Source organism: Streptomyces fildesensis (assembly GCF_016107395.1).
In the GTDB taxonomy this organism is placed as follows: Bacteria; Actinomycetota; Actinomycetes; order Streptomycetales; family Streptomycetaceae; genus Actinacidiphila; species Actinacidiphila fildesensis.
Genome location: NZ_JAAIKO010000005.1, coordinates 31088 through 50887 on the forward strand (window position 1 = coordinate 31088; position 19800 = coordinate 50887).

A 19800-nucleotide genomic window follows, 5' to 3' on the forward strand; every position below is an offset into this window, starting at 1 on the left:
GCCACTGTGGCACAGCGGCGCCTCCGTCAGGGCCGGTTCCGCGCGCTCCGGGTCACTTACGGCCGGGCGTCCAGTTCATGCCCCATCCGTAGGCGTAGTCGACCGTGCGCTGCGGGCTCACCCCGCGCTGCGGCACCAGGTAGCGCGCCTCGCGCTGCACCACCAGGTCACCGCCCTGGTTGGTGATGAGCGCGAGGGCGCAGACGTTCGACGGCACGGTGCACTCGTCGAGCGAGAAGTCGATCGGGGCGCCGTTCAGCGGCTGGAGGGTGACGGTCGCGTGCAGTCCGGCGAAACTGCGCGCGCCTTCGTAGATCGTCACGAAGATGAGGATCCTGCGGAACGCCTGCTTGTGGTCCAGGTTGATGGTGAGGTTCTCACCGGACTCGGAGCCGCCGGTCCTGTCGTCACCGTCCAGGTGCAGGTACGGGGGCTGGTGGAGGGATCCGAACGCGTTGCCGAGCGCCTGGATCACGCCCTTGCTGCCGTCGGCGAGTTCGAACAGCGCGCACAGGTCGAGGTCGAGGTCGGAGTGGAACGCCGACGGCTTCCCGCTCTTGCGCCCCCAGCCCTTGAACTGCTTGTGCATCTGCCAGCTCAGGTTCACCCGCATCGCGCCGGAGACGCCGCCTTGCTTGGTGAGGGAGACCGACGGCGCCTCCTTGGTCAGCGTCACCTTCGTGAGCCGCACGGGCTGCGGCGCGGCCGGCGGAGCGGGCGGTGGCTGCACCGGCGGGGGCGGTGCCTGGTACTGCTGCGGCGGGGGCGGCGGCGCCTGGTACTGCTGCGGCGGCGGGGGCGGCGGCTGGTACGCCGGGTGCGGCTGCGGCGGGGCCTGGTAGGTCTGCGGCGCCGGCGCCACCGGAGCGGGAGCGGTCACCGGCGCGGGCGCGGCGGGCTCGTCGACCGAGATCCCGAAGTCCGTGGCGAGCCCGCCGAGTCCGCTGTCATAGCCCTGGCCCACCGCGCGGAACTTCCAGGCGCCCTGGCGGCGGTAGAGCTCGCCGAGCACGAACGCCGTCTCCACGGACGCGTCGGTGCTGTCGAAGCGGGCCAGTTCCGCGCCGTTGGCCGGGTCGCTGAGGCGGATGTGCAGACCGGGGACCCGCCCGAAGGTCCCGCCGTCGCTGGAGGCGGCGAGCACGATGGTCTCGATGGCCGGTTCCACACCGCTGAGATCGACCGACAGGGTGTCCGTCACCGCGTCCCCCGCGGTGCGCTTGCCCTCGTGCCGTACGGCACCGGACGCGTGCGCGGGCTGGTTGTAGAAGACGAAGTCGGCGTCGGACCTGACCTTGCCGCCCACCAGCAGCAGAGCGGAGGCGTCCACGTCCGGGACACCGGGACCGGTACGCCATCCCAGCTCCACGCGGACCGCCGGCACGGACACCGGCACATTCGTGCCCTTGCGCATCGTCATGCTCTCCCCTTTTGCACGGTGCCGTCCACCGTAGCCCGGACCCATGGCCGTCGGACATATGCTGCCGCTCCGCGGTCGGGGGCGACCGCCGGTAACGCCCCGCGGACACGGCTTTTACGCGATCTCAACGCCTAATGGTGACCGATTTTCGTTGATTCGCTCGTATTGGGGATCGACCGTCACTCACAGCACACAAAACAACCTACTAATCGGTCTCCCCAACCAGCACATCGTGGGCTTAACTTAAGTGCCATGAGCTCCCCCCGCGGCACCTATGGTGGCGGCTACTACGCAGCGCCGTCCTTCCCGGACACGCCGATCTACGACAGCCTCGTCGCTGAGCGTGGCACCCCCCAGATCGCCCCGATCAGAGTTCCGTCGGAGTACTCGTACCCGTCGTACGAGACCGGCAGGAACCTCCCGGCACTGCCGGCCGCCCTCCCCGCGCTGCCGTCCGGTTCGTCGCAGTACGCCCAGTACCCGGCCGCCCAGGGCGGGTACAACGGCTACCCGTCGAACGGCTACCAGCCGCAGCCCGCGCCGGTGCAGCACACTCCCGCGCCGTACATCCCGCAGCAGGCCGGCGGGGGGCGCGCGAGCGGCTCGTACAACGGCTTCAACGGTGCGAACGGCTTCACCGGGGCCAATGGGTACAACCCGGGCTCCACCGGCAGCTATCCGGTGCAGCAGCCGCAGCCGCAGGCCCCCGCGCAGGGTCTGGGCCACGACTCCGCGCGCCAGGCGCCGCAGCGCCCGGTGCAGCCCCGTCAGGTGCCTAACGGCTATGTCGAGGACCCGTATCAGCAGCGGCGTCCGCTCGGCCAGGGGAACCAGGGCTACTACCAGGGCTGAGCAGCGTGCGGCATACAGCCGGGCGGGCCGCGGCCGGTCCTGGCAGGATGCCGGTATGCCGACGCACGCCCTGCTCAGCGCCCTGTACATCTACCCGGTCAAATCGCTTCGCGGCCTTGCCCGCGAAGCGGCGGACGTGGAGCCGTGGGGGCTCGCCGGAGACCGCAGGTGGATGCTGGTGGACGCTGACGGGCGCGTCATCACGCAACGGCAGCAGGCGAGTACGGCGCTGGTGACCGCGCAGCCGTCGGGGGGCGGCTCGCTGCGGTTCACCGCGCCCGGCCAGGAGGCACTGGAGGTGGCCCCGCCGGAACAGGGAACGCCGGAACCGGTGCTGATCTTCCACGACAAGGTCGACGCCGTCGCGGCGGGTGACGCGGCCGACACCTGGTTCAGCGACTACCTCGGGGTGCCGGCACGCCTGGTGCACATGACCGACCCGGCGGTCTGCCGCCCCGTCCATCCGGAGTTCTCCCGCCCCGGCGACACGGTGTCGTTCGCCGACGGCTTCCCGCTGCTCCTCACCGCCACCGCCTCGCTCGACACCCTCAACGCCCATATCGCACGCGGCGCCCACGCGTCCGAGGGACCGCTGCCCATGAACCGCTTCCGGCCCAACGCGGTCGTGGACGGCACCGAGGGGTGGGCCGAGGACGACTGGCGGCGGATCAGGATCGGCGAGGTCACCTTCCGGGTCGCCAAGCGCTGCGCGCGCTGCGTCGTACCGACCACGAACCAGGAGACGGCAGAACGCGGCCGGGAACCGATGCGCAGCCTGGCGAAGCACCACCGGATCGACGGCGCGACGATCTTCGGCCAGAATCTGATCCCCGAACACCCCGGAACCCTGCGGGTCGGCGACCCGTTGACCATCCTGGAGTGACGCGTCGAGGCATCGCTCCTGCGACCACCGCGCGGACGGCTCCGCTCACCCCGCGCGGTCGCCGCGCCGTTTGAGGTATTCGAACGGTCGAAGGGGGTGCTGCTCCTTGGGCTCCAAGGTGCGTTGGTGGCGGTGGCGGCGCAATCCGCTGCGCCGCGCGTCGGATCTCGCCGAGGCGTGGATCGGCCTGGTCACCGTGGTCCTCGTGCTCTGTGCCGTGCCCGCGGCCGGCTGGTTCACCGGCCAGGCCGCCAACCGCGCCCTGCAGCGCACCGTGCGCCACCAACTGGCGGAGCGCGCGCTGGTACCCGCCGCCCTGGTCACCGCCGCGCCCCGGTCGGCGGCGGGGACGGACGCCGAGGCCGGCCAGGCGCGGCAGACCCGGCGGCCGGCCGTACTGACGTGGGCGGCACCGGACGGCTCGGCGCGCAGCGGTACCGTCCGCGTCGAGAACCAGGAACAGGTGGACGGCCGGCTGCACATCTGGACCGATCGCGGCGGCCGGCCGGTCGATCCGCCGCTGGACCGCGCCACCGCCAGGGCCCACGCGGCCCTGGCAGGGCTCGGCGGGGCGGCCCTGGCGGGCGCGTTGCTGCTGGGCATACGGCAGTTGCTGCTGTGGCGGCTGATGCGCCGCCGGCTGCTCGAATGGGAGCGCGAATGGACCCGCGCGGGCCAGGATTGGGGACGGGCGGGCGCCGGCGGCTGACCGCGACTCGTCATGGAGGGCGTCCCACTCACGCTACGGTGGATCCCCCGGTCGGCTATACGCAAGAGGTGGGGGCAGGGCAGCCCGATGGCACATGGCGTGGTGCAGGTGACCAGCACGAGCAGCTCGCGGTGGCGCCGCCGTTCGGGAGAGTACGAGACCCTGGCCGCCGCCCTGGAAGCGGCCGGTGACGGCGACGTCCTGTCGATCGCCCCGGGCACCTACCGGGAGAACCTCGTCGTTACCCGGGCCGTCACCCTGCGTGCCGCGGAGGGCCTGGGCTCGGTGCGGATCGCGCCCGCCGGCGGCGTGGCGCTGACGTTGCGCGCGGCGGCCCTCGTACAGGACCTGACCGTCGAGGGGCAGGACACCTCGGCGGCCGCGCTGCTCATCGAGGGCTGCGCCCCGGAGCTGACCGGCCTGCGGGTCGCGACCAGGTCGGCCGTCGGGATAGAGGTGCGCGACAGCGCCCGTCCCACCGTCCGGCAGTGCACCGTGGACAATCCGGCGGGCCTGGGGATCAGCGTCCTGGAGTCGGCCGGCGGGCTGTTCGAGGACTGCGAGGTGGTCTGCGCGGGCCAGACGGGCGTCTCGGTGCGCGGCGGCGCCTCGCCCCGGCTGGAGCGCTGCCGCATCCACCACACCAACGGCGCGGGCCTGTCCGTCACCGGTGAGGGCACCTCCGCCGAGGCCGTCGGCTGCGAGGTCTACGAGATCAAGGGCACCGGTGTGCAGGTCGCCTCGCGCGCCACCGGGCACTTCACGGACTGCCAGGTGCACCGCACCACGGGCGACGGGATCACCCTCGACACCGACGCGGTGCTCACCCTGTCCGACTGCGACATCCACGACATCCCCGAGAACGCGATCGACCTGCGGGCCCGTTCGGTCCTCACCCTCACCCGGTCCGCCGTCCGCCGCTTCGGCCGCAACGGCCTGTCGGTGTGGGACCCGGGCACCCGGGTGGACGCCAACCGGTGCGAGATCCACGACAGTACGGGCGACTACCCGGCGGTCTGGGTGAGCGACGGGGCCGCGGCCGTGCTGGACTCCTGCCGGGTGCACGACGTGCCCGACGCCCTGTTCGTCCTCGACCGGGGCTCCCGGGCCGAGGTCGTGGACAGCGACTTCTCCCAGGTGCGCAACACGGCGGTGTCGGTGAGCGACGGCGCGACCGTCCAGCTCGACGACTGCCGGATCCGCGAGGCCGCCACCGGCGCCTGGTTCCGCGACCACGGCAGCGGCGGCACGCTGGCGCAGGTCACCATCGACGACACGGCGACCGGAGTCATCGTCACCAAGGGCGCCGACCCGGTGCTGGACCGCTGCACGGTCACCAACCCGGCGGAGGCCGGCTTCTACGTGTCGGCCGAGGGCCGCGGCACCTTCACCGGCTGCCGGGTCACCGGCAGCCGCGGCTACGGCTTCCACGTCATCGACGGCTGCCGCAGCACCCTGACCCGCTGCCGCACCGAGCGCTGCGAGCGCGGTGGCTACGAGTTCGCCGAGCCGGGCCCGGTCACCGAGGACTGCACCAGCGACCGGGCGGCCGAGCAGACCCCGGACGCCGGGCAGCCGGTGACCGCGGTGGCCGCCGTCCAGTCGTTCGGGCTGCTCGGCGGCGTGCCCCAGCAGGGTTCCGCCGAGCCGGCGGCACCGGAGCCCGTGATCCGGGCCTCGGACGACGTACTCGGCGAACTCGACGCGCTGGTCGGTCTGGACAGCGTCAAGCGCGAGGTGCGCACCCTCATCGATCTGATCGCCGTCGGCCGCCGCCGCCAGGAGGCCGGCCTCAAGGCGCCGTCGCTGCGCAGGCATCTGGTCTTCACCGGCTCCCCCGGCACCGGCAAGACCACGGTGGCGCGGCTGTACGGCGAGATCCTGGCCGCGCTGGGTGTGCTGCAGCGCGGGCATCTGGTCGAGGTGGCCCGGGTGGACCTGGTCGGCGAGCACATCGGCTCGACCGCCATCCGCACCCAGGAGGCGTTCGACCGGGCGCGCGGCGGTGTGCTGTTCATCGACGAGGCGTACGCGCTGTCGCCGGAGGACTCCGGGCGGGACTTCGGCCGCGAGGCCATCGACACCCTGGTGAAGCTCATGGAGGACCACCGCGACGCGGTGGTGGTCATCGTCGCCGGGTACACCGCCGAGATGGAGCGCTTCCTCGCCTCCAACCCCGGTGTGGCGTCCCGGTTCTCCCGCACCATCACCTTCGGCGACTACACCGCCGACGAACTGCTGCGGATCGTCCAGGCACAGGCGATCGAGCACGAGTACCAGCTCGGCGACGACGCGGGCGACGCGATCCTCAAGTACTTCAACGCCCTGCCCCGGGGACCGGGTTTCGGCAACGGCCGCACCGCGCGGCAGACCTTCGAGGCGATGGTCGAGCGGCATGCGGGACGCCTCGCGCACGTCACCGAACCGAGCCATGACGAGCTGCAGCTGCTCTACCCGGAGGACCTGCCGGAACTGCCCTGAACGGGAAGGCCGGGCGGCTCCGGATCGGGCGGCTCCGGTGTTCCCGCGGCGGGCAACCGGCGCAGCAGCGCGGCCCGTTCGGCGGCGAAGACCGGATCGCACGGGAAGCCGGAGTGGCCCAGCACCGGTTCCGGCAGCGGATGCTGCGGTGTACGGCCGTACGCCACCGGGTCCTTGAGCGGTCCGCGGTCCACCACCGTGCCCTCCCCGACCCGCACCGGGCCGCCGATCGGGTCCGTACGCCGCCACAGGTTGCGCCACGCGCTCAGCTCCCGGTGCAGCGAACACAGCTGCGGCGGGCCGAAGTACGCGGGGAACCACCGGCCGTAGAGCCGCTCCAGCGGGCAGCCGTAGGTGAGCAGGGCGACCCGGCGCCGGGTCGCCGGGTCCAGCTGCCAGACGGCCGCCGCCGCGAGCACGCTGCCCTGCGAGTGGCCCGACAGGATGATTCGGCCGCCGGTGCGGGCGGTCCAGGTCGCCATCCGCCAGGTCAGGTCGGGCACGGCCCGTTCGGCGTAGCAGGGCGGCGCGAACGGGTGGGCGGCGCGCGGCCAGAACGTGCCCACGTCCCAGAGGATGCCGATCGTGCGGCGCGCGGACGCGTCCCGGTAGGCGCGGCGCCCGAGCGCCAGCAGGGCGACGACGCCCGCGCCGACCAGCCAGGAGCCCAGCGACTGGGCGGCCCGCGCCACGTCCGGCAGCGGTCCGGGAGCGCCCTCCGCCGCCTCTCCGGGACCGGCCCCGCCGGTCCACGCCCCGACGACGGCGCCCGCGCCGAGCAGGAACGAGACCCCGCAGACCAGCGCGACCAGCGACGCGACGGAGTCGGTCAGCCCGGCGCGGGCGATCGCCCCGGCGATCTGCCGGGTCCTGGCCGGCTGCCGGGCCTCCCCCGGATAGAGCCCGGCCATCTCCTCGCCGACGGCCAGCCGCTCCCGCCACAGCCGCCATGCTGCACCGGCCACCACGCCCACCAGCACGACCAGCAGAACCGGGATGATCGACGCCTGCCACGTCAGCAGCGCCGGCGGTCCCCACAGCGGACCGCCGTCCTGACCCGGCGTCGCGCCCCGGTCCAACCAGTCCGCTATCCGCTGGGACACCCCGCCCGTGAGCACACCGCCCAGGGCGCACGCGAGCATCGCCACCGCGGGCCCGCCGAGGCCGTGCAGCACCGCCTGCCCGGCGTGGCCGCCGAAGTGCGGCGCCTCCACGGCGGGCTCCGATACCTGCGGCGGGATCCTGGGCGACGGATCGTCGGCCTCATGGTGCATCAGGGCTGCCGTCACGGCCAGCGCGGCGATCAGGGCGCCCTGGACGAGGGTGAGGGCGGTGAAGGTGACATCGGCCGGTAACCGCCCGGCGGAGGCCCAGCCGGGACGGTGCCAGCCGGCGTGGACGGCGACGGCGGCCAGGACAGCCGGGCCGCCGCACAGCAGCAGCCGGGCGGTGCGGTGGTCCGTGCCGTCGTCCGGTTCCGTCTCGCTGCGCCCCGCACGGCAGGTCTCGGTGACCGCCGCGGCGGCGAGGACGGCGATCAGCCCGCCGAGTGCCCAGCCGGTGGCGCCGAGCGCGCCGTGGTCGCGACGGAGCGCCGGCACCAGCAGCGCCGTCGCGACCGTGAGGGCGCCGGCGGCGGTGTGCGCGGAGCGCAGCCGGGCGACCAGCCGGCGGCCGTACCAGAAGCCGGGCAGCGCCAGCGCGGGCCCGCCCGCGCCGGGGCGGCTGTCGGTGGCCGGACGCTGGGACTCGTACGCGTACCAGGTCCGGTGCGAGAGCCACCACAGCAGCGCGGTGAGCCCGCCGGGCACCAGGGCCGCGAGGGCCAGCCGCCGACCGGGCTCGGACCACCAGCCGCCCCGGTGCGCGGCGGCGAAGCCGAGCCAGTACTTGCCGCGGACACACGAGGCACTGCCCGCGCACTGCCAGCCGACCAGGTCCATGGAGACCTCGCAGACGGCGGCGACCAGCAGCAGCGTCAAGGTGAGCGCGATGAGCCGCACCAGCACGTCATAGGCCCGGTTCAGGCCGTCCCTGGCGGTCGGCGGGCGCATCCAGTGGGCGAGGTTGGCGACCATGAACGGCAACAGCAGCAGCCACATGGCCCGGCTGCCGTTCCCCGAGGTCAGATTGCACCAGGTGTACGCCTCGGGCACCGGGGCGTCCCGGTCCGCGCCGGGGTGGAGTTCGGCGTCGGCGTCCACCGTCCGCCGGTACAGCCCGGCCGTGTCGTCGCCCGCCACCCGCACGGTGCGCGGATCACCGAGCATCCCCTGGGGTGTGGCGCCGCCGACGCCGTGGACGAGCAGTTCGAGTGCCGGTTCCCACGCCTCCGCGGTACCGGGTCCAGGATGCCGGCTCACGTGTCCCCCGTCCTGTCGTGCAGTCCCAGGATCGGCGCCCCCGCGGGCGGGCGCAGCACTCCGTACGGAATGTGACCCGAAATCGTGACAAGGACGCGCCGCGGAGCCCCGATCACCCCCCGCACGCCCTGATGCCTCCCGCATGGAAGGATGACCGTGGTTCGATGGCGGTCGACGGGACGCATGAGACGAGAGACAGGGCCACGGGTGAGCGACAACCAGAATCTCCTCGCCGAGCAGCGGCGTGCCCTCATCCTCGACGAGGTCAGGCGGCGTGGCGGGGTACGGGTCAACGAACTCACCCGCAAGCTCAACGTCTCGGACATGACCGTCCGCCGGGATCTGGACGCGCTGGCCCGGCAGGGTGTCGTGGAGAAGGTGCACGGCGGCGCGGTGCCGGTGGTCGAGGCGAGCAGCCACGAACCGGGCTTCGAGGCGAAGTCGGGCCTGGAGCTCGGCGCGAAGGAAGCCATCGCGCGGGCCGCCGCCAAGCTCGTGACACCGGGCAGCGCGATCGCCCTGTCGGGCGGCACGACGACCTACTCCCTGGCCCACCACCTGCTGGACGTACCCGACCTGACCGTGGTGACGAACTCGGTGCGGGTCGCCGACGTCTTCCACACCGCCCAGCGCCGGCCGGGAGCACAGAGCCGGGACGGCGCCGCGACGGTGGTGCTCACCGGCGGAGTACGGACCCCGTCGGACTCCCTGGTGGGCCCGGTCGCGGACCGGGCGATCGGCTCGCTCCACTTCGACATGCTGTTCCTGGGCGTGCACGGGATCTCGGTCGAGGCCGGCCTGTCCACGCCGAACCTGGCGGAGGCGGAGACCAACCGGCAGTTCGTGCGCTCGGCACGCCGGGTCGTGGTGATCGCCGACCACACCAAGTGGGGGACGGTGGGCCTCAGTTCCTTCGCCTCCCTCGAGGACGTCGACACCCTCGTCACGGACGCCGGCATCCCCGAGGTGCTGCGCGCGGAGATCGCCGAGTACCTCTCGGACCTGGTCGTCGCGGGTGAGACGGACACCGACGCAGACAGCTGACGGCTCGTCACGTAAGGTGCGCCCATGGCCCGCCGATCGCGCTCACCGCGCCCCCTGCGCCGCGTCGAACTGGACTTCCTCGACACCGCGCCCGTACGTCTGGTCTTCACCCTCGCCATCACGTCGTCCCCGGAGGCGGTCTACCGCGCCATCGCCGTGGACACCGAGAGCACCCCGGAGTGGTTCACCGCGGTGAAATCCGCGCGGCGCACCGAGGTGGGCCGCGATGTTGCCCTGGCCGGCGGCGTCCGCTTCGAGGAGACGGTACTGGTCGACGAGGCGCCGAAGCGCTACGTCTACCGGGCGGACACGTGCAACGCCCCAGGACTGCGGGCCCTGTTGGAGGAGTGGCGGGTGGAGCCGGTCGGACCCGGCAGCCTGGTGCAGTGGACCTTCGCGATGGACGGCCCGGCGCCACTGCGCCTTTTGATGCGGGTGCTGCGGCCGGGGCTGGGTCGGGCGTTCCGTGGCGCGGTGCTGGCGCTGGACCGGCGGCTTGCGGGGGCGGAGTAGGTGGGGGTGCGGGGCTACCGGACTCAGCGGACGGTGGACGCGCGCAACCGGCGGCTGACCTCGCCCAGGCCCTCCGCGATGGCGGTGAGCTGCTCGCGGGTGAGGACGTCGATCAGTAGCTCGCGGACCAGGGCGACGTGTCCTGGGGCGGTCTCGCGGACCTTGGCCCAGCCCTCGTCCGTGAGGCAGGCGACAACGCCGCGCACATCACCGGGGAAGGACCGCCGGCGGACCATGCCGCTCTTCTCCAGCTGGGTGACCTGGTAGGTCAGCCCGCTCTTGGAGGTGAGGAGGGCGTCGGCGAGCTCGGTCATGCGCAGCTCGCCGCAGGGGGCCGCGGAGAGCCGGGTGAGGATCTCGTACTGGGGATGCGAGAGGTCGGCGTCGTCCTTCAGTTGCTGTTCCACCCGGCGGCCCAGCAGGTTGCTCGCCGCCAGGAAGCCCGTCCAGGCCGCCATCTCCTGCTCGTCGAGCCACCTCGTGTTGTCCATGGGGCCATCGTAGCGCTGTTGTTCAAATTCGAATTAGCCGATACGGTCGGACCAGTGGTTCGAATTTGAACCACGCCACGTCCCCCACCCCAGGAGAACCGCCCTATGCCCTCCCCCACCACCCAGCTGACTCCGCCCGTCCTCCGTGCGCCCGCTCCGGCGACCGCGGCGGCCACCCCGCACGCCTATGACGCCGGGCTGCTCCTGCTCCGGCTCGCGGTCGGCCTCACCATGGCCGCGCACGGCGCCCAGAAGCTGTTCGGCTGGTTCGGCGGGGGCGGCCTCGACGGGACCGGCCAGTTCTTCACCATGAGCGGCTACCCGTCCGGCAAGGCGATGGCCGTCGTGGCGGGTCTCAGTGAGACCTTCGGCGGGCTCGGCCTCGCCGTCGGTCTGCTCACCCCGCTGGCGGGCGCCGCGGTGGTCGGCACCATGGTCAACGCGCTGGCCGTGAAGTGGGGCGGCGGCTTCTTCGCGCCCCAGGGCGTCGAGTACGAACTGCTGCTGACCGCGGCCGCCGCCGCCCTCGCCCTGACCGGCCCCGGCCGCCTGGCCGCCGACCGCTACCTCCCCATCCTCCGCTCCCACCGACTGGCCTACGGTGCATCGGCTGTGGTGTTGGGCGTCGCAGTGGCGGGCGTCATCCTCCTGCTGCGCAAGTAGGCCCACACCCCGCTCCGGCCGGCTGTGACGTGAGGGGGCCGGGGCCGCAGGTGGGGGGTTCGAAATGCTGCCGAGCTATTTGTGGGCCGCCAGGCCCTAAATAGTCGATTTCGAACCCCCCACCGGAGGACCCGGCCCCCGACCGCACCACCAACGGTCAGACGTCGCCCCGAGCCAGCCGCAGGGTACGAATCTCGAACGGCCGCAACGACAGCTCGACACCCGAACCACCGCCCACGACCCCACCCGTCGGACGTTCCAACAAGTCGCACACCGTGGCCGACGCCAGCTCGAACCCCGCCGTCAGTCGCGCCCTCGCCCGGCCGCCGGCCGACTCGTACAGCCGCACCACAACGTCACCGCTCCCGTCGTCCGCCAGCTTCACGGCCGTCACGACCACCGCGTCCTGGTCCACCGAGACCAGCGGCACCACCGCCGCGCTGCCCGGCACCCGCCGCTCGGGCAGGTTGATCCGGTATCCCTCGCGCACCGCGTCGCCGATCGCGGCGCCGGGGACCAGCGCGTACCGGAACCGGTGCGTGCCCTGGTCGGTGTGCGGGTCGGGGAAGCGCGGGGCGCGCAGCAGGGAGAGCCGGACGGTGGTCGTCGTGCCGCTGCTGAGTGCGGCCTCGGTACCGCCGGTGCGTGCGGTTTCGGCGTCCGGCCGTACGGTGCGGGTCACGTCGTAGCCGTACGTCGAGTCGTTGACGACGGCGACACCCCAGCCCGGCTCCTCCAGATGCACGAACCGGTGGGCGCACGCCTCGAACTTCGCGGCGTCCCAACTGGTGTTGGTGTGCGTGGCCCGGTAGAGGTGGCCGAACTGGGTCTCGGCCGCCGTGCGGTCGGCGTGCAGGTCGAGAGGGAAGGCCGCCTTGAGGAACTTCTCGGTCTCGTGCCAGTCCACCTCGGTGGCGATGTCGAGGCGGCGCTCCCCCGCGGTCAGCGTGAGCACCTCTTCCACCCGGGAGGAACCGAAGTTCCGGGTCACCCGGACCGCCGCCACTCCGCCGCCGACGGCGTCCAGTTCCAGGGTGTCGACGTCGGTGAGGTCGGTGACCGTGTTGCGGTAGAACGTGTCGACGTCCCAGGCGTCCCAGCGGTTGGGGAAGTCGGGGTGCAGTTGCAGCAGGTTGGCGGCGGCGCCCGGGGCGATCGTCTCGCGGCCGGCTTCGAGGTCGTAGACCGAGACGACGAGTCCGCGCGCGTCGACCGCCACCCTCAGCAGCCCGTTGGCCAGGACGAATCCGCCGCCCTCGCGCGGTACGGCGGTGACCGCCGCGCCGGTGTACGGCGCCGTGACGACGGCGCCGCCCGCGGGGGCGCCGGAGCGGGCGTGCGGCGCAGCGTTGAACAGCACGGAGGTTCCGTCGGCGGGGCTGCCCGCGAGGGCAGCCTGTGCGTCGGCGATGATCCGGTCCAGTTCGGCGCCGACGGCCGCGTACTTCGCCTCCGCCTCGCGGTGCACCCAGGCGATGGACGAGCCGGGGAGGATGTCGTGGAACTGCAGCAGCAGGACGGTCTTCCAGATCCGGTCGAGGTCCTCGTACGGGTAGGGGAAGCCGGCCCGTACGGCCGCGGTGGCGGCCCACAGTTCGGCCTCGCGCAGCAGGTGTTCGCTGCGGCGGTTGCCCTGCTTGGTGCGGGCCTGGCTGGTGAGCGTGGCCCGGTGCAGTTCGAGGTAGAGCTCCCCCACCCAGACCGGGGCGTCCGGGTATTCGGCGTGGGCCTTCTCGAAGAAGGCGGACGGCTTCTCGAAGACGACCTTCGCCGAGCCCTCCAGGTCCGCCAGCCGCTTGCCGTGCGCGAGCATCTCGCGGGTGGTGCCGCCTCCGCCGTCGCCCCAGCCGGTCGGGGCCAGCGACCGGGTCGCGGAGCCCTTCTCCTGGAAGTTGCGGACGGCGTGGGCGACCTCCTTGCCCGACAGCTGGGCGTTGTAGGTGTCGATCGGGGGAAAGTGGGTGAAGACCCGGGTGCCGTCCAGTCCCTCCCACCAGAAGGTGTGGTGCGGGAACTTGTTGGTCTCGCTCCAGGAGATCTTCTGGGTCAGGAACCACTTGGCGCCGGCCTGCTTGACGATCTGCGGGAGGGCGGCCGAGTAGCCGAACGTGTCCGGCAGCCACACCTCCTCGGTGTCGATGCCGAACTCCTCCAGGAAGAACCGCTTGCCGTGCACGAACTGCCGTGCCAGCGCCTCGGATCCCGGCATGTTGGTGTCGGACTCGACCCACATGCCGCCGACCGGCACGAACCGCCCGTCCGCGACGGCCTTCTTGACCCGTGCGTAGACCTCGGGCCGGTGCTCCTTGATCCAGGCGTACTGCTGCGCCTGCGACATGGCGTAGACGAACTCCGGGTTCTCCTCCAGCAGCGCCGTCATGTTGGAGGTGGTGCGCGCGACCTTGCGGACGGTCTCGCGCAGCGGCCACAGCCAGGCCGAGTCGATGTGGGCGTGGCCCACCGCGCTGATGCGGTGCGCGGAGCGGTGCGCGGGTGCGGCGAGCACCTCGGCCAGCTGCTCGCGGGCCGCGGCCGCCGAGCCGCCGACGTCCTGCAGGTCCACGGCGTCCAGGGAGCGTTCCACCGCGCGCAGGATCTCCCAGCGGCGGGGTGAGTCGGTGGACAGCTCCGCCATCAGCCCGCCGAGCACCTCCAGGTCCTGGACCAGTTCCCACACCGTCTCGTCGAAGACCGCGAGATCCATCCGGGCGAGCTTGTACTGCGGCTCGCTGCCGGCGGTCTCCTTGTCGCCGAGGTCGGTGGGCAGGAAGGGGTGGTAGTCGAGCAGCACCGGGTTGGACGAGGCCTCGATGTGCAGTTCCACCCGCTCGCCGCCGGTGACGGGCGCGCCGATCCGGATCCACTGGTTGCGCGGGTTGAGTCCCTTCACCGGCGAGCCGTCCGCCCGGTAGACCAGGCCCTCGCACTGGAAGCCGGGCATGTTCTCGTCGAAGCCGAGGTCCAGCAGCGCCTCGACGGTCCGGCCGGCCCATTCGTCGGGTACGACGCCCGTCACGGTGATCCAGCTGGTGCCCCACGGCGGGCCCCAGGGCTCACCGGTCTCGATCGGCGTACGAGGCGCCGCCAGGCCCTCGGCCACCGGGACGGGCTCGCCGGGGGCGTTCCAGATCCCGATGTCCAGCGGCACCGACTGCGGATAGACGGCGGGGCGGATGCGTTCGTCGAGGACCCGCTTGAGCCGGTCCTCGGTGACGGTTCGGTTGCTGTGCATGAGGGTGGGTTTCCTTAGATCCAGGTGAACGCGGCGGACGACGGGGCGGATGAGGTGAACAGCTCGCCGACGGCGCGGACTTCGAGCCGGGTGACGGCCTCACCGGCGGTACGCCGCAGGGCGGGCAGGTAGTAGGCGGTGCCGGGTGTCCCGCCGAGGAAGCGCCGGCCGCCCCCGGGCAGCACCTGGTGCACCTCGTAGTGCCGGACCGGACCGGCCGAGCGGCGCCAGCCGATGCGCAGGGCGGCCGAGATGCCATCCGCGGCGGTGGCCGAGGAGGTGACGGCCGGCAGGCCGGGCCGGGCGGGGGGTTTCGGAGCGGCATCGCGCACCGCGATGCCGCCGAGCCGCCAGCGGACCGCCGTGCCGCCGGATCCGGTGAGCCGGACGCCGAGGACGTGCAGGACGTTTCCGTGCGGCTGTCCCAGCCGTACGGTCGCCGTGGTCCAGCCGCGGCCGCCGGCGGGCAGGGACCCGGCGGGGACGTACCGGAAGCGCGGCGGCGTGCCGGGCGTGCCCGGGCCGTCGAGGGCGACGGCCACCTCCACCCGGACCGGGCCGGAACCGGGGTCGGTGCGGTGGGTCAGTTCCACCACCGCGCCACCCGTCAGCGGCAGTCGGGCGGCGTACAGCTCCAGCGTGGCCGGGGCGTCGAGCGCTCCGTCCACCAGCAGGCTGCTGCCGCCGCGCCAGGCGTCGGCGAAGTCGAAGGCCACCGCCGGCCGGGCGCCGGCGGTGTGCACCACCCAGCGGCGGCCGGGCAGCCGGTCCTGCAGACCGAGGTGGTTCCAGGCGGTGTCGGAGGACGCGGTGCCGTGCTCGTACCAGCGCAGGCCGTGCCCGGTGTTGAAGGTGGTCGCGAACGGCAGCGCGGTGAGCGTGGAGCGGTCGGCGACGGATTCGGCCGGCGCCCGCCAGCCTCCCGTGCCGCTGCGCGGTGCCGAGGGATCAAGTGAGGGGCCGGTCCAGAAGCGGTCGTCGCGGGCGTGGAAGTCGCCGGGCGCGCGCCGGTCCGCCGGCAGGCTCGTCCAGGTCCACTCGGGGCGGTAGAAGCCGTACGAGGTGACATGCCGCGCGTCGGCGGGGACGATCGCGTCCCAGTCGACCGGGGTGTCCCAGCCGCGGGACTCGACATCGATGCCGGCCCACAGCGCGTAGCGGCTGCGGTCCAGTTCCCCGGCGAGGGTGCCGGAGGCGGCGAGGCCGGACCTGCTCCAGTCGAAGTTGACGAACATCGTGTCGGCGGCGGTGAAGAACTCCTGGTTGCGCGGGTTGAGTTCGTTCTGCCAGTCGACGGCTCCGGTGTCGGTCATCGCGTCGTACCAGGTGACGCGCAGGCCGTGGCCGTGGGCGCGCAGGTACTGGACGAAGTCCCGCATGGCGGTGGCGAGCGCCGCGTCCCCGCCGCCGGTCTCGGCGTTGATGAACCAGCCGTCGAAGCCGTACGCCCGCGCGACCAGGATCAGCTGGTCCGCGATCGGGAACCGGCCGTCGGCACCGCGCTGGACGAGGTCGCGGGTCCACCGCAGATCGCCGCCGTAGGCGACCGGTGGCAGGAAGACGGTGCCCAGCACGGGCACGCCGTTGCGGTGCGCGGCGTCCACCACCGGCGCGTTGGGGGCGAGGATCAGGCCCTCGCCGGACGAGCCGCCCCAGAACACCAGCTCGTCCAGGTACGCCCAGTGCGTCAGCGCGTAGTAGTCGGCGGTGGCGGAGCCCTGGGAGGGGTTGCCCGCGGTGTGGTCGAACGCGGCCAGGCCGGAGATCCGCGCCTGGCCGGTGCGGGCCGTGGTGTTGGCGGGCGGCGGCGCGAAGCGGGCCGCGAGCGGGACGCTCGCGGTGTTGAACGCCAGGTCCGGGTCGGTCTCCGGCGTCCACGCCTTGAGGCTGCGCCACTGGATGCCGTCACCAGGTGTCCCGGCGGGGAGGCTGTCGGGAAACCAGTACGAGGCGTGGGGCTGCAGGTTCCGTGCGGTTCCTGCTGCCGCGCTGGCAGCCGGCAGGCCGGGCGCCAGGAGGAGGCCCGCGGTGCCGGCCCCGGCGATCAGGACCCGGCGGCGGGAGGGCCGGGACCGGTCCGCGGCGGGGAGGGCGGAGGCGGGGTCGGCAGAGCTGCGGTGCTCGGTCATCGGTGCGCTCCCTAGGGGTGTTCGACCTGATCGACGGTGAGGACCTCGGTGATGCCACGGGCCGCCAGATGACCGGCGTCGCCCGCGAGTTCGGCGAGTACGGCGGTGGGCCGGGCACCAGTGGCGGCCAGTCGCATCCACGCCTCGAAGAAGGCCCCGCCGGGCGCGCACACGGAGCGGGCGGGCGCGCTCACCCGGTCGCCCGCGTCGACCACCAGCGCGGTGGTGCGCGGCGCCGGGCGGTGCTCGCGCCCGCGCCACTGTTCGACGGCGCGGGCGACGGCCGCGCCCGCCGGCTTGACCGTGCGGTCGGTGGTGAGCAGTCCCAGGCTGTACTCCAGCTCGGGGAAGTCCGCGAGCGCGCGGTCCACGTCGTGCGAGCACCACCAGGTGACGCCCCACACGTCCGGGCAGTCCAGCGCCGCGGCGATGGTGGCCTCGGTGAACTCGGCGGCGTGCCCGGCCGGGATGTGCGGGGCGGGCGCGCCCACCTCCTGCAGCCACACCGGCCGGTGCGGGTCGGTGGCCCAGGCCTTCGACAGTTCGATCAGATAGGCGGCGTGCTGCTCGGTGGCGGTGCCGGTACGGCCGTGGCGCTGCGCGGTGCCGTTGAACACCCAGGAGTGGACGGCGGTCGCGGCACCCAGCTGGGCGGAGTGGCCGGGGGTGAAGGGGTGGTCGTCCTGGTACCAGGCCGCGTCGTAGGACGCGTGCAGATGGAACTTGCCGGGCGCGCCCTCCTCGCATGCGGCCAACACCCGCCGCAGCCAGGACTCGGCCTGGGCGGGGGTGATCCGGTCGGGGTCGGGGTGCGGTCCTGAGGAGAACTGGTTGATCTCGTTGCCGATGGTCATGCCCAGGAAGCCGGGCCGGCCGGCGAGCGCCGCCGCGAGCGTGCGCAGATAGCTGACCTCGCCGTCGATGACGTCGGGGTCGGTGAAGAGGTTGCGGCGGTGCCAGGTGGTGGTCCAGGAGGGGATGAAGTCGAAGCTGGACAAGTGGCCCTGCAGCCCGTCGACCGCGGTGTCGAGGCCGCGCTCGGCGGCCGCGTCGACCAGCTGGACGAGCTGTTCGACGGCGCGCGGCCTGATCAGAGTGCGGTTCGGCTGGAAGACCGGCCAGAGCGGGAAGACCCGGATGTGGTCGAGGCCGAGGGCGGCGATGGAGTCCAGGTCGGCGCGGACTTCGTCGAGGTCGAAGTCGAGCCAGTGGTGGAACCAGCCGCGCGTGGGCGTGTAGTTGACGCCGAAGCGCATTGCGTTCATCCGGTGCGGTGTCCTCAGTGCGGGGAGAAGGGGAGCGGAGGCTCAGCCCTTGACGGCGCCTTCGCCCACGCCGCGGAAGAAGTACCGCTGCAGGCAGGCGAACATGACGATGAGCGGGGCTACAGCGATGATGGTCCCGGCGGCGACGAGCCTGGGGTTGTTGGCGAACGTGCCGTGCAGGAAGTTCAGCCCGACGGTCAGCGTGTACTTGTCCGGGTCGGACAGCACGATCAGCGGCCAGAGGAAGTCGTCCCAGGCGCCCATGAACGAGAAGATCGCCACGACCGCCAGCGTGCCCTTGACCGAGGGCAGCGCGATCCGTACGAAGCGCTGCCAGACGTTGGCGCCGTCGATGACGGCGGCCTCCTCGATCTCGTACGGGAGGTGGCTGAACGCGTTCCGCATCAGCAGCACGTTCATCGCGCCGATGCAGCCGGGCAGCACGACGGCGATGAGGGTGTTGTTCAGCTGCAGATCGCGCATGGTGGTGAACTGCGCGATGAAGATGGACTCGAACGGCACCAGCAGCGCCATGACGAAGGCGGTGGTCGCGAGCTTGCGGCCGCGGAAGCGCAGCCGGGCGAGCGCGTAACCGGCCAGGGCGGAGCCCACGCAGTTGGTGACGACGCTGGCCGCCGCGACCTTGAGCGAGTTCAGGGCGTACTCCCAGACCGGGATGATGTCCGCGACGCCCGAGTAGTTGTCCAGCGTCGGATGCTCGGGGAGCAGCTTCGGCGGGTAGCTGTACATGTCCTCGGTCGGGCCCTTGAGCGAGGTGCTCAGCTGCCACAGGAACGGGCCGATGGTGACGGCCAGGACGGCGAGCAGCAGGACGTAGCGGAGGACGAGCTGCCAGCGGGGCATACGGCCGCCCATGTCACTCACCGTCCTTGCGGTCGGCACGCAGCACCAGCAGCATCAGGACCAGCGTGACCACGAAGATCACCACGGAGAGCGCGGAGGCGTATCCGGTGCGCCCCGACAGTCCGGTGCCGACGCGCTGGACGAGCATGACGATGGTGGTGTCCTCGCCGGCCGGCCCGCCGGTCGGGCCCGCCATCAGATAGACCTCGGTGAAGACCTTGAAGGCCGCCACCGACGACAGCGCGCCGACCAGCACCATGGTGGAGCGGACCGCCGGGACGGTGATGCTGATGAAGCGGCGGACCGCTCCGGCACCGTCCACGGCGGCCGCCTCGTGCAGTTCCTTCGGCACGTTGGCCAGCGCCGCCAAGTAAATGATCATGTAGTAGCCGAGGCCTTTCCACACCGTCAGCGCCATCGCGCTGAACAGCAGCAGCCACTGGTCGCTGAGGAACTCCACCGGGCCGGTCCCGAAGTACCCGAGGATCCCGTTGACCAGCCCGCGGTCGTCCAGCATCCACACCCAGATGAGCGCGACCACGACGACCGACGCGACGACCGGGGTGTAGAAGGAGGAGCGGAAGAAAGCGATGCCGGGGACCTGCTTCTGGACGAGCAGGGCCAGCAGGAGCGGCAGCAGCACGGTGCACGGCACCACGAGCAGCACGTACAGCGTGCTGTTGCGCAGCCCGGTCCAGAACTGCTCGTCGTCCAGCATGTCCTGGAAGTTCCGCAGCCCCACCCAGTGGCCCGGGGTCAGGGTGCGGGCGTCGGTGAAGGCCGTGCCGACGGTGCTGATGAACGGGTAGAGGCTGAACGCGGCGATGATCACCAGGCCGGGCAGCAGGAACAGCCAGGGGCTGGCGGCCCGGTGGGTCCGTGCACTCATGT

The 19800-nt window shown here is 72.5% G+C and carries 15 protein-coding genes; 7 read left to right on the forward strand and 8 right to left on the reverse strand.

Annotated elements, in window-relative coordinates; translation table 11 throughout:
• Window positions 1-52 precede the first annotated feature (52 nt).
• The gene (locus C6N31_RS10090) at window positions 53-1414 is read right to left on the reverse strand and encodes a TerD family protein (RefSeq protein ID WP_198357484.1); all 1362 of its coding nucleotides are present in this window, start codon (window positions 1412-1414) and stop codon (window positions 53-55) included.
• Window positions 1415-1672: 258 nt separating this feature from the next.
• Between C6N31_RS10090 and C6N31_RS10095 the strand changes: the two genes are divergently transcribed.
• From C6N31_RS10095 to C6N31_RS10110, 4 genes are all read left to right on the forward strand, one after another.
• Entirely contained in the window at window positions 1673-2272 is a 600-nt protein-coding gene (locus tag C6N31_RS10095; protein ID WP_138353820.1) for a DUF6643 family protein, read from the forward strand.
• 55 nt (window positions 2273-2327) lie between these two features.
• On the forward strand, window positions 2328-3155 hold the full coding sequence (locus tag C6N31_RS10100) for an MOSC domain-containing protein (protein WP_138353821.1): 828 nt from the start codon (window positions 2328-2330) through the stop codon (window positions 3153-3155).
• Between the two features lie 106 nt (window positions 3156-3261).
• The gene (locus C6N31_RS10105) at window positions 3262-3864 is read left to right on the forward strand and encodes an Rv1733c family protein (RefSeq protein WP_138353822.1); all 603 of its coding nucleotides are present in this window, start codon (window positions 3262-3264) and stop codon (window positions 3862-3864) included.
• A gap of 87 nt (window positions 3865-3951) precedes the next feature.
• Complete coding sequence (locus tag C6N31_RS10110) at window positions 3952-6345, forward strand: right-handed parallel beta-helix repeat-containing protein (protein ID WP_138353823.1); 2394 nt, start codon at window positions 3952-3954, stop codon at window positions 6343-6345.
• Here the strand turns inward: C6N31_RS10110 and C6N31_RS10115 are convergent.
• Window positions 6315-8708, reverse strand: a complete 2394-nt coding sequence (locus C6N31_RS10115) for a hypothetical protein (protein ID WP_138353824.1) — start codon at window positions 8706-8708, stop codon at window positions 6315-6317. The genes C6N31_RS10110 and C6N31_RS10115 overlap by 31 nt on opposite strands.
• A 207-nt stretch (window positions 8709-8915) precedes the next feature.
• On the opposite strand from C6N31_RS10115, the gene C6N31_RS10120 reads away from it, so the two are divergent.
• Complete coding sequence (locus C6N31_RS10120) at window positions 8916-9752, forward strand: DeoR/GlpR family DNA-binding transcription regulator (protein ID WP_138353825.1); 837 nt, start codon at window positions 8916-8918, stop codon at window positions 9750-9752.
• 24 nt (window positions 9753-9776) lie between these two features.
• Window positions 9777-10265 carry an SRPBCC family protein gene (locus C6N31_RS10125; protein ID WP_138353826.1) on the forward strand — a complete coding sequence of 163 codons (489 nt, stop codon included), beginning with the start codon at window positions 9777-9779 and terminating at the stop codon, window positions 10263-10265.
• 23 nt (window positions 10266-10288) lie between these two features.
• On the opposite strand, the gene C6N31_RS10130 is transcribed toward C6N31_RS10125, so the two are convergent.
• Window positions 10289-10756, reverse strand: coding sequence for a MarR family winged helix-turn-helix transcriptional regulator (locus tag C6N31_RS10130; RefSeq protein ID WP_138353827.1), 468 nt, complete (start codon window positions 10754-10756; stop codon window positions 10289-10291).
• Between the two features lie 105 nt (window positions 10757-10861).
• On the opposite strand from C6N31_RS10130, the gene C6N31_RS10135 reads away from it, so the two are divergent.
• Complete coding sequence (locus C6N31_RS10135) at window positions 10862-11419, forward strand: DoxX family protein (RefSeq protein WP_138353828.1); 558 nt, start codon at window positions 10862-10864, stop codon at window positions 11417-11419.
• A gap of 157 nt (window positions 11420-11576) precedes the next feature.
• Here the strand turns inward: C6N31_RS10135 and C6N31_RS10140 are convergent, their stop codons facing one another.
• Genes C6N31_RS10140 through C6N31_RS10160 form a run of 5 tightly spaced genes read right to left on the reverse strand, consistent with a single transcriptional unit; the run spans window position 11577 to window position 19798 of the window.
• Window positions 11577-14651 carry an alpha-mannosidase gene (locus C6N31_RS10140; protein ID WP_198357429.1) on the reverse strand — a complete coding sequence of 1025 codons (3075 nt, stop codon included), beginning with the start codon at window positions 14649-14651 and terminating at the stop codon, window positions 11577-11579.
• A gap of 14 nt (window positions 14652-14665) precedes the next feature.
• Window positions 14666-16780 (reverse strand): endo-beta-N-acetylglucosaminidase, encoded by a 2115-nt coding sequence (locus C6N31_RS10145; protein ID WP_138353830.1) that lies wholly within the window; start codon window positions 16778-16780, stop codon window positions 14666-14668.
• Between the two features lie 11 nt (window positions 16781-16791).
• Window positions 16792-18045: a glycoside hydrolase 5 family protein gene (locus tag C6N31_RS10150; protein WP_138353831.1), complete on the reverse strand. Its 1254-nt coding sequence runs from the start codon at window positions 18043-18045 to the stop codon at window positions 16792-16794.
• 42 nt (window positions 18046-18087) lie between these two features.
• Window positions 18088-18921, reverse strand: a complete 834-nt coding sequence (locus tag C6N31_RS10155; protein WP_138353832.1) for a carbohydrate ABC transporter permease — start codon at window positions 18919-18921, stop codon at window positions 18088-18090.
• Between the two features lies 1 nt (window position 18922).
• Entirely contained in the window at window positions 18923-19798 is an 876-nt protein-coding gene (locus C6N31_RS10160) for a carbohydrate ABC transporter permease (RefSeq protein ID WP_138353833.1), read from the reverse strand.
• Between the last annotated feature and the right edge of the window lie 2 nt (window positions 19799-19800).

Bases quoted from the DNA above. Each gene is read 5' to 3' on its own strand.
- C6N31_RS10090 (WP_198357484.1), bottom strand. From the start codon at position 1,414: ATGCGCAAGGGCACGAATGTGCCGGTGTCCGTGCCGGCGGTCCGCGTG.
- C6N31_RS10095 (WP_138353820.1), top strand. From the start codon at position 1,673: ATGAGCTCCCCCCGCGGCACCTATGGTGGCGGCTACTACGCAGCGCCG.
- C6N31_RS10100 (WP_138353821.1), top strand. From the start codon at position 2,328: ATGCCGACGCACGCCCTGCTCAGCGCCCTGTACATCTACCCGGTCAAA.
- C6N31_RS10110 (WP_138353823.1), top strand. From the start codon at position 3,952: ATGGCACATGGCGTGGTGCAGGTGACCAGCACGAGCAGCTCGCGGTGG.
- C6N31_RS10125 (WP_138353826.1), top strand. From the start codon at position 9,777: ATGGCCCGCCGATCGCGCTCACCGCGCCCCCTGCGCCGCGTCGAACTG.
- C6N31_RS10130 (WP_138353827.1), bottom strand. From the start codon at position 10,756: ATGGACAACACGAGGTGGCTCGACGAGCAGGAGATGGCGGCCTGGACG.
- C6N31_RS10135 (WP_138353828.1), top strand. From the start codon at position 10,862: ATGCCCTCCCCCACCACCCAGCTGACTCCGCCCGTCCTCCGTGCGCCC.
- C6N31_RS10140 (WP_198357429.1), bottom strand. From the start codon at position 14,651: ATGCACAGCAACCGAACCGTCACCGAGGACCGGCTCAAGCGGGTCCTC.
- C6N31_RS10145 (WP_138353830.1), bottom strand. From the start codon at position 16,780: ATGACCGAGCACCGCAGCTCTGCCGACCCCGCCTCCGCCCTCCCCGCC.
- C6N31_RS10150 (WP_138353831.1), bottom strand. From the start codon at position 18,045: ATGAACGCAATGCGCTTCGGCGTCAACTACACGCCCACGCGCGGCTGG.
- C6N31_RS10155 (WP_138353832.1), bottom strand. From the start codon at position 18,921: ATGGGCGGCCGTATGCCCCGCTGGCAGCTCGTCCTCCGCTACGTCCTG.
- C6N31_RS10160 (WP_138353833.1), bottom strand. From the start codon at position 19,798: ATGAGTGCACGGACCCACCGGGCCGCCAGCCCCTGGCTGTTCCTGCTG.